The 8,749-nt window shown below is 62.5% G+C and carries 6 protein-coding genes and 2 pseudogenes; 5 read left to right on the forward strand and 3 right to left on the reverse strand.

Going from position 1 to position 8,749, the window contains the following annotated elements:
• A pseudogene (locus ACQY7U_RS19840) lies at positions 1 to 585 on the reverse strand (two-component sensor histidine kinase); the annotation flags it as partial.
• Positions 582 to 1,325: a response regulator transcription factor gene (locus ACQY7U_RS19845; protein ID WP_428648258.1), complete on the reverse strand. Its 744-nt coding sequence runs from the start codon at positions 1,323 to 1,325 to the stop codon at positions 582 to 584. The pseudogene ACQY7U_RS19840 and the gene ACQY7U_RS19845, both read right to left, overlap by 4 nt.
• Positions 1,326 to 1,537: 212 nt before the next feature.
• Here ACQY7U_RS19845 and ACQY7U_RS19850 point away from each other — a divergent pair, with 212 nt between their 5' ends.
• The 5 genes from ACQY7U_RS19850 to ACQY7U_RS19870 all read left to right on the forward strand — a co-directional run bounded on the left by ACQY7U_RS19850 (position 1,538) and on the right by ACQY7U_RS19870 (position 7,981).
• On the forward strand, positions 1,538 to 2,578 hold the full coding sequence (locus ACQY7U_RS19850; protein WP_428648261.1) for an ABC transporter substrate-binding protein: 1,041 nt from the start codon (positions 1,538 to 1,540) through the stop codon (positions 2,576 to 2,578).
• Between the two features lie 165 nt (positions 2,579 to 2,743).
• Complete coding sequence (locus ACQY7U_RS19855; protein ID WP_428648269.1) at positions 2,744 to 3,766, forward strand: ABC transporter substrate-binding protein; 1,023 nt, start codon at positions 2,744 to 2,746, stop codon at positions 3,764 to 3,766.
• An 87-nt stretch (positions 3,767 to 3,853) separates the two neighbouring features.
• A complete protein-coding gene (locus ACQY7U_RS19860) occupies positions 3,854 to 6,085 on the forward strand; it encodes an ABC transporter permease (protein ID WP_428648271.1) in 2,232 nt (743 codons plus the stop codon).
• Positions 6,082 to 7,143, forward strand: coding sequence for an ABC transporter ATP-binding protein (locus ACQY7U_RS19865; RefSeq protein WP_428648263.1), 1,062 nt, complete (start codon positions 6,082 to 6,084; stop codon positions 7,141 to 7,143). Before ACQY7U_RS19860 ends, ACQY7U_RS19865 begins: the two co-directional genes overlap by 4 nt.
• A 1-nt stretch (position 7,144) precedes the next feature.
• Positions 7,145 to 7,981 carry an inositol monophosphatase family protein gene (locus ACQY7U_RS19870; RefSeq protein ID WP_428648266.1) on the forward strand — a complete coding sequence of 279 codons (837 nt, stop codon included), beginning with the start codon at positions 7,145 to 7,147 and terminating at the stop codon, positions 7,979 to 7,981.
• Between the two features lie 175 nt (positions 7,982 to 8,156).
• On the opposite strand, the pseudogene ACQY7U_RS19875 reads toward ACQY7U_RS19870, so the two are convergent.
• Positions 8,157 to 8,749 (reverse strand): annotated as a pseudogene (locus tag ACQY7U_RS19875) (hypothetical protein); the annotation flags it as partial.

Below are 8,749 nucleotides of genomic sequence, written 5' to 3' on the forward strand. Positions count from 1 at the left end.
GGTTTCAGCCACATACCTGCGGCGGAGCTCACCAAGCTGGAACAGGCTGCCCGCGCTCGAGACCGAATGGACGATCGCATTGAGACGCTGGCGCAGCTCTTTCTGGCGGACGGAATGACCGACGGCGATCACGCCGAGCGCGGAAGAAGCCTCTTCCTTGCGCTGCTGCGCGGTTTCCGCCTTGGCGGCAAGATCCAGCGCCTCGATCCTGATCTGTTCCAGAAGCGCGACGATCTCATCGTTCACCGCCCGGTAGGCCTCCTTGCCGGGCGGGTAGTCCGGCAGTGATCTCAGAAGTCCCTCCACCTGGCTCACAAGCGCCCGGCTGTTGCTGGACACCGTATAGGGCGAGGTCGCATTCATCAGGAAAGGCGCACTGGAGACGAGGTCCGACACCTGGCGCGAAACGAGAGAGGCATCCGCGAGGCTCGTATAGGCCTTGAGCCCGTAGGCCGCCGTTTCCTCCCGTGCCTTCAGAAGACCAAAGATCGCGATCGCCGACAGGGCAAATGCGACCGCGCAGATCAGCACGATGGCCGCCGGCAGCCGGAAGGCGATGGAAGAAACAAGCGGGCGGCTGATCATCCGGGCAACGGGGAAGGATCCTTGTGCAGGATGTAGCCTTTCCCCCTCCGGGTCTTGATATGCTGCGGCAGGTCCGGATTGCGCTCGATCTTGCGGCGCAGGCGCAGCACCAGAACGTCCACGTTCCTGTCGATCAGGCGATCGGTTTCCGCGCCGAGCTGTTCCAGGATCGTCGTCCGGCTGACGGGCTCATTGGGCGTTGCCGCCAGAATTTCCAGAAGGGAAAATTCCGAGGATGTCAGCGTGCGGGACGGATGGGTCTTGCAGACGGCCCTGCGGTTGACGAGATCGATCACCCAGTCCCCCAGAAGCAGCGCCGACGGTTCATGCTGAACCTGTACCGGGTCCCGCTCGCTCTTGAGCGCGGGGTGCGTGCGCCTGAGGACCGCCTTGATGCGTGCCGTCAGCTCGATCGGCTCGAACGGCTTGACAACATAGTCGTCGGCCGCCGTCTCCAGCCCGAGCACCCGCTCCGCCGCGCTACCGGCCGCTGTCACCATCACGATGCCGATATCGGTCTGGGATCTCAGCTTCTGGGCAAACACCCGGCCGGACATGCCGGGCAGGTTGTGATCGACCAGGACAAGATGAAACGTCCGCTCGGCAAGAACTCGGGCAGCCTCCTCGGCCGAAGACGCCGTGAACGGCTGCCAGCCCTCCGCCTCCACCAGGTCCGATATAAGTTCCGCCATGTCCGGATCGTCTTCCACGATCAGGATGCCGATGCCTTCGTTGAGCACTCTTGTGTCCTCCCGCGCGATATCATATGCACTGCCCGGGATTATGCAAAGCTTCGATTTTTCAATTGCTTGTCACAATTGTAAGGCTTGTAATATTTGTAACTTCTTTCTCCGCCACCCGAAACAACCGTAACCAAACTCCAGTTGCGAAGACTGTCACATCTGCCATGGTAGATACATGTCCGGAGCGCGGCTCCGGCCTGGGAGGAACCATGAAACTTGTTACGTCACTCGGAGCGGGGGCGGCCTTTTGGCTGTCGTCAGCGCTCACCGGTGCCACGGCGCAGGACCTGAATGTCCTTTGCGGCGTCGACAAGGACTGGTGCCTGACCATGGAAGCCGCGTTTGAGCAAACGACGGGCCTGGACGTTGCCATGGCACGCCGGAGCACAGGCGAAATTCTTGAACAGATCCGGTACGAGAAGGACGACCCGCAGGTCGACGTCTGGTGGGGCGGCACGGGCGACACGCATTTGCAGGCAGCCGCAGAGGGCCTTCTGGAACCCTACCGGCCCGCGCATACCGGCGACGCCCTTCCCTGGGCGCAGAACTTCTATCAATTGTCCGGCGGCACTGCTTCGGGCGTCTATGCCGGCGCTCTCGGCTTTGCCTATAATTCCAGCGTCCTGACCGGCAACGGGCTGAAAGCGCCGTCCTGCTGGAAGGATCTGACCGATTCGCGCTACCTGGGTCTGGTGCAACTGGCCAATCCAAATTCGTCCGGCACCGCCTACACTTTCCTGGCAACGCTCGTCCAACTGCTCGGCGAAGACGAGGCTATCCGTTATCTGGCGGCCCTGGCGCACAACATTTCCCATTTCACCACGTCGGGGGCAGCGCCGGTGAAGGCGGCCGCGCGCGGTGAAACCGGGATCGGCATTTCTTTCATTCATGACGCCGTCACGCAGCAGCAGGCCGGCGCGCCGCTCGTCATCGTCGCCCCTTGCGAGGGCACGGGATATGAGATCGGCGCGGTCAGCATCGTCAAGGGCGCGAAACACCTGCAAGCGGCCCGCCGATTCGTGAACTATTCCATGAGTCCCGAAGGCCAGGCGACCGGTGCCGCCTCCGGACAGAACCAGATACCGTCGAATGCCCGGGCCGCACTGCCACCGGCCGCACCCGACATTTCCCTGATCCGCATGGTCGATTACGACTTCGCCACCTTCGGTTCTCCCGAACAAAGGCGCAGGCTTCTCGACCGTTTCGACAAAGAGGTGCTTGGGAACAGCAGCCCCGTCGTCACACAGTAGAGGACCGACTTTCGACATTCGAATCTGACCGGCAACGGACCGCTTCACGGCTCCGAACGGGAAAGCTTTGCCCGCGTCCGGTCATGACCCCAGCCAGAGGCTGAACAATCGTCTGCCGCTCATGCAGACAAATGGCGAAATGCCAATGTGGAGGAAACCATGTCTATGAAATCCCTTTCCGTCGCCCTGCTTGCCACCGCGGCAACATTTACGATCTCCCCGGCCCTGGCGGCGGGTAACCTCAACGTCATCTGCTCGGCTGACGTGGTGATCTGCGAACAGCTCAAGGGCGATTTCGAGGCTTCGCACGACATCAAGGTCAACCTGGTCCGCCTGTCGTCCGGCGAAAGCTACGCCAAGATCCGCGCGGAGTCCCGCAATCCCAAGACCGACATCTGGTGGGGCGGCACCGGCGACCCGCACCTGCAGGCCGCTTCCGAAGGCCTGACGCTGGAATACAAGTCCGACAAGCTCGGCGAGTTGAACGACTGGGCCCAGAAGCAGGCGGAAAGCTCCGGCTACAAGACCGTCGGCATCTACGCCGGCGCACTCGGCTGGGGCTACAACACCGAAATCTTCAAGGAAAAGGGCTACGGGGAGCCGACCTGCTGGGCTGATCTTCTGAAGCCGGAACTGAAGGGTGAAATCCAGGTTGCCAACCCGAATTCCTCCGGCACCGCCTACACGACGCTGGCAACGCTCGTTCAGATCATGGGGGAAGACAAGGCCTTCGAATTCCTCAAGGAAATGAACAACAACGTTTCCCAGTACACCAAGTCCGGTTCGGCTCCGGTGAAAGCCGCCGCCCGCGGTGAAACCGGCCTCGGCATCGTGTTCCAGCATGACGCGGTCGCCCAGGCGGCTTCCGGTTTCCCGATCAAGACCGTCGCGCCATGCGAAGGCACCGGTTACGAAATCGGCTCCATGTCGCTCGTCAAGGGTGCCAAAAATCTGGACAACGCCAAGATCTGGTACGACTGGGCGCTGACACCTGAAGTCCAGTCGCGCATGAAGGACGCCAAGTCGTTCCAGCTTCCGTCCAACAAGTCCGCGACAATTCCGCCGGAAGCACCGAAGTTCGAGGACATCAAACTGATCGACTACGACTTCAAGACCTACGGCGACCCGGCAAAACGCAAGGCCCTCCTGGAGCGTTGGGACCGTGAGATTGGCGCCATCGCCAACTGACCCAACACCCGAAAGGCCCTGTCCCGGAACCTGGCGGCTCCGGGACAGGGCTGCCGATAACCAAGAAAAATGAACACAGGGGTGGCCATGCTGACCGGCAACAAACGGCTCAACATTCTCTTAGGCCTCGGGCTCGCCGCATTTCTTCTCGTACCCTGGTACAGGGTGGAAACCGGCTTCTTTGCCTTTGACTGGCTTTCCGGATTTCCGTTTTCTTCCGATCTCGCACCCGGGCTGCTGCAATTCGGCGCCGAAGGGCGCATCTGGCTTGTGGCCGCCCTCGCCCTGTTTCTTCTGGGGGCCAGCACACGCGTCCTGACAGATGCGGACAGGCGCGGCAAACTGCTCATTCTTGCAGGAACCGCCGGCATCGCCTTCATGGCCCTTCAGGGGCTGGCGATCAGCTTCACCGGCTGGGCCTGGACCTTTCTCGACACCACATTCGGGCAATTGCAGCTCGGGCAGCCGGCAATGGGCGCCGGTGCCATCCTGTTGTCCCTCGTCTTCACCCTCTTCATCGCCTTCGGCCTGGCCGAACGCGGCTTCATGAAGGGCGACGCCTTCGTCGTCGGCTCGATTTCCGTCCTGATCCTGCTGGTCTCGGTTTTCGTCTTCTATCCGATCGGCTCGATGTTCGTGGGCTCGGTGCAGGATTTCGACGGCTCGTTCAAGCCGGACGGCCTGATCCGCAACATCCAGGATCCGGGCATCTGGAGCCTTAATTGCGTCGTCGGCGCTGGCCGCTGCGGTGTTGCCTGGCGTACGCTTTTCCTGGCGCTCATGTCCGGTCTCGGCTCCACCGTTCTGGGCCTTGCCTTCGCCCTGGTGGCGACCCGCACGAACTTTCCCTTCAAGAAGGGCCTGCGGCTGCTCACCGTGCTGCCGATCATCACCCCGCCGTTCGTCATCGGTCTTGCCCTGACACTTCTGTTCGGCCGCTCAGGCGTCGTCACCGAGGCGCTGGACACGTTCTTCGGCATTGAGCCGAGCCGCTGGCTCTACGGCCTCACCGGCATCTGGATCGCGCAGGTTCTTTCCTTCACGCCGATCTCCTTCCTGGTCCTGATCGGTGTCGTCGAAGGCGTCAGCCCCTCCATGGAGGAGGCTTCTCAAACCCTCCGGGCCGACCGCTGGCGCACCTTCTGGCGCGTGTCCCTGCCGCTGATGAAGCCCGGCCTTGCCAACGCCTTCCTGATCGGCTTCATCGAAAGCATGGCCGATTTCGGCAACCCGCTGGTGCTCGGCGGCAGCCACGGCGTGCTTTCGACGGAAATCTTCTTTGCCGTGGTCGGATCCCAGGTCGATCCCTCGCGGGCAGCCGTGCTTGCCATGGTCCTGCTCACCTTCACGCTGTCGGCTTTCCTGGCGCAGCGCCTGTGGCTGTCCGGCAAGAACTTTGCGACGGTCACCGGCAAGGGCGACAGCGGCGCCCATGCGGGCCTGCCGAAAAGCATGTCGCTTGCCGTTCACGGCATCGTCGTGCCCTGGATGATCTTCACCGTCGTCGTCTACGGCATGATCCTCTTCGGTGGTTTCGTAAAGACCTGGGGACTCGACAACTCCCTGACGCTCGAACACTACGCCCGCGCCTTCTCCATTTCCTTCGAGGGCGGCGCGCTGCAGTGGACCGGCGTTGCCTGGGACTCCTTCTGGACAACGATGGAAATCGCTCTCATCTCGGCACCGCTGACGGCCGCCGTCGGCCTTTTGACCGCCTATATCATCGTGCGGCAGAAATTCGCCGGCAAGAACGCCTTCGAGTTCGCCCTGATGATGAGCTTCGCCATCCCCGGCACCGTCATCGGCATCAGCTACATCATGGCCTTCAACCTGCCGCCACTCGAGATGACCGGCTCGGCCCTGATCCTGGTGGCCTGTTTCGTGTTCCGCAACATGCCGGTCGGCGTACGCGGCGGCGTCGCCGCCATGAGCCAGCTCGACAAGAGCCTGGACGAGGCCTCGCTGACGCTGAGGGCCAACAGCGCCCGGACCCTGCGCAAGGTGATCCTGCCGCTGCTCAGGCCCGCGATCACCGCCGCCCTGGTCTATTCCTTCGTCCGGGCAATCACCTCGATCAGCGCCGTGATCTTCCTCGTCAGCGCGGAATACAACATGGCCACCGCCTATATCGTCGGTCTGGTCGAGAACGGCGAATACGGCATCGCGATCGCCTATTCCTCGATGCTGATCCTCGTGATGATCACGGTCATCGCCGGCTTCCAGCTTGTGGTCGGCGAACGGCGCCTGCGCCGGGAGAACCGTGTCTCGGGTGTTTCCAAATCCAGCAAATTCCGTATCGCGCAGGAGAAAACTGCATGACTGACCTCAAGCCCGGTTCCGTCGTCTTCGAAAACGTCCGCAAGGACTTCGGCACCTTCACCGCCATTCCGGACCTTTCCATCACCATCGAGCCCGGCACGCTGGTGACCCTGCTCGGCCCCTCCGGCTGCGGCAAGACCACGACGCTGCGCATGCTGGCGGGCCTGGAACATCCGACTTCCGGCCGCATCCTGATCGGCGGCCGGGACGTCACCATGGTCCCGGCGCACGAGCGGGACGTCTCCATGGTGTTCCAGTCCTATGCGCTCTTCCCGCATATGAACGCCCTCCAAAACGTTGCCTACGGGCTGGAATCCTCCGGGCTGAACAAACGGGAAGCAAAGGAACGGGCCGAAGAAGGACTCACCCAGGTGGGGCTCACCGGCATGGGGCACCGCCTTCCGGCAGAACTGTCCGGCGGCCAGCAGCAGCGCGTCGCCGTTGCCCGGGCGCTTGTCCTCAATCCGCAGGTCCTGCTTCTCGATGAACCGCTGTCGAACCTAGACGCACGGCTGCGCCGCCGGGTGCGTACCGAAATCCGTGAACTGCAGCAGCGCCTCGGCTTCACCGCTGTTTACGTGACCCACGACCAGGACGAGGCCCTGGCGGTTTCCGACACGATCATCGTCATGAAAGACGGCAAGATCGCCCAGTCCGGTGCCCCGCGGGCCCTTTACGAGGAACCTGCCTCCGAATTCATCGCCGACTTCATGGGCGAGGCCAATGTCGTCCCCTGCGAGATCGTCGAACGCAAGGGAGATCAGGCCGTGATAGACGTCGGCGGCCTGAGGCACAGCCTGCCGTGGAGGCAGACCGCGGCAGGCGCGGCCAAGCTGGCCGTCCGGCCGGGAGCGGTCATTCTGGCACCCGATGCCGGAAGCGGACTTGGCGGTGAAATCCTGACGGCTGCCTATCTCGGCGATCATGTCGAATATGAAGTCGAGACCCCGGTCGGGAACTTCTTCGTCATCGATCATGAGATCGAACGCTCGCTGCCCCCGCGCAGCGCCGTTTCCATCGGTTTCCGCAATCGCGGCCTGGCCCTGATCGAAAGCTGAGATGAAGACGACAACAAAACCCGCCCCATCGGCCGAAGCGCTCACCTCCCGCTTCACACTCGCCAGGACCCTCGCCGAAGAAGCCGGGGACATGGCTCTGGACTATTTCCGGCGCAGGAGCGAACTTGAAATCGAAGCCAAGCGCGGCATGCAGGATGTGGTTTCCATCGCCGACCGGAATGTCGAAACCTTCATCCGGCAACGGCTTGAAGAGGCATTTCCCGAAGATGGCATCCTCGGCGAGGAACATGGTCTCCAGCAAGGCATCAGCGGCTTCACCTGGGCGGTCGACCCGATCGACGGCACCAATGCCTTCGTCAACGGCCTGCCCTACTGGTGCGTCTCCATTGCGCTTCTGGAAAAAGGCGAGCCCGTCATTGGCGTGATCAGATTGCCGTGCGACGGCGAGACCTTCGCGGCCCTCGACGGCGCGGGCGCGACCTTGAACGGAGAACCGCTTCATCTCGATCCTGCCAGGACCCTGCAGACCGGCCTCACCGGCATCGGCGCCAACAACAAGGTGCCGCCTGCCATGATCGGCAACCTTATCGCGGGTCTTCTTGAGGCCGGCGGAAACTACGTGCGCACCGGCTCGGCGGCCCAGATGCTCGCCTTTGTCGCGGCGGGACGGGTGACCGGTTTCTTCGAGCCGGAGCTGAACGCCTGGGATTGCCTGGCCGGTTACTGTCTGGTGAAGGAAGCTGGAGGCTTGTGCCGCCCGTTTCCGGCCGAAGGCGATGCGCTTTTGAAACCCGCCCCGGTCCTTGCCGCCGGACCAGGAGCTTTCGGGGAGCTTTCCAAGCTGACCGAGGCCTGTCTGTCGGCTCGGTATGATTGACGGGCACGCTTCGTGGAGAGTGTCCGTTTATCAATACCTCACAACCCGTCATCCCGGATCTCTGCCGCGCTCCGTCCGGGACGACGCCAGAAAGGCTACCTTTGCCACCAAAACAAAAATGCCCCGCAGGAAACCTGACGGGGCATTTCATGCTCGCTCTTGATACCCGCAAAGATCAGAACCCTGCGGGCGCCGACTGAATGATCTTCAATTTGCCGCCAACGATCTTGTTGATCTCGTAGAGCCGCTCGACCGTGCCGTCCTCGCGGAAGCGGAAGCTTCCCAGAGCGCCCTTGAAGCCCTGGCTGCTGGTCAGGCGCTTGCGGGTGATGCCATTTTTGCCGTGCTGACGCACGAGGCCGGAGGCAACCGCGGCAATATCGAAGCCGTAAAGGCTCATCTCGCCCGGTGCGCTGCCGAACTTGGCGGTGTAGCGCTGCGCCACGAGCGCCCGGCTGGCCCCGCCGGGCCGGGCAATGATCGCACCTTCAAGTTTCGGATTGCGCACAAGGGCGGTTCCCCAGCCGGTGTGCCCGACGATCAGCGGAGAGACCTTCCGCTTCTTGAGAGCCGCGGCCACCTCGGCCACTTTCCTGTCGCCTTCGACAAAGCCGACAGCGACGACATCCGTCATTTCCTTCAGGAGGGCGACGAGGTCCTTGTCGCTTGCCTCGGACCTGTATTTCACGACCTCCACCGTGCCGCTGACGGCCTTGGCGATGGCCTGCAGGCTCTCGTCCGACTGGCTTTCAGGCGCCAGAATGACGA

The organism is Roseibium sp. (assembly GCF_050301095.1).
GTDB lineage: Bacteria > Pseudomonadota > Alphaproteobacteria > Rhizobiales > Stappiaceae > Roseibium.

Bases quoted from the DNA above. Each gene is read 5' to 3' on its own strand.
- ACQY7U_RS19860 (WP_428648271.1), top strand. From the start codon at position 3,854: ATGCTGACCGGCAACAAACGGCTCAACATTCTCTTAGGCCTCGGGCTC.
- ACQY7U_RS19855 (WP_428648269.1), top strand. From the start codon at position 2,744: ATGAAATCCCTTTCCGTCGCCCTGCTTGCCACCGCGGCAACATTTACG.
- ACQY7U_RS19850 (WP_428648261.1), top strand. From the start codon at position 1,538: ATGAAACTTGTTACGTCACTCGGAGCGGGGGCGGCCTTTTGGCTGTCG.
- ACQY7U_RS19870 (WP_428648266.1), top strand. From the start codon at position 7,145: ATGAAGACGACAACAAAACCCGCCCCATCGGCCGAAGCGCTCACCTCC.
- ACQY7U_RS19865 (WP_428648263.1), top strand. From the start codon at position 6,082: ATGACTGACCTCAAGCCCGGTTCCGTCGTCTTCGAAAACGTCCGCAAG.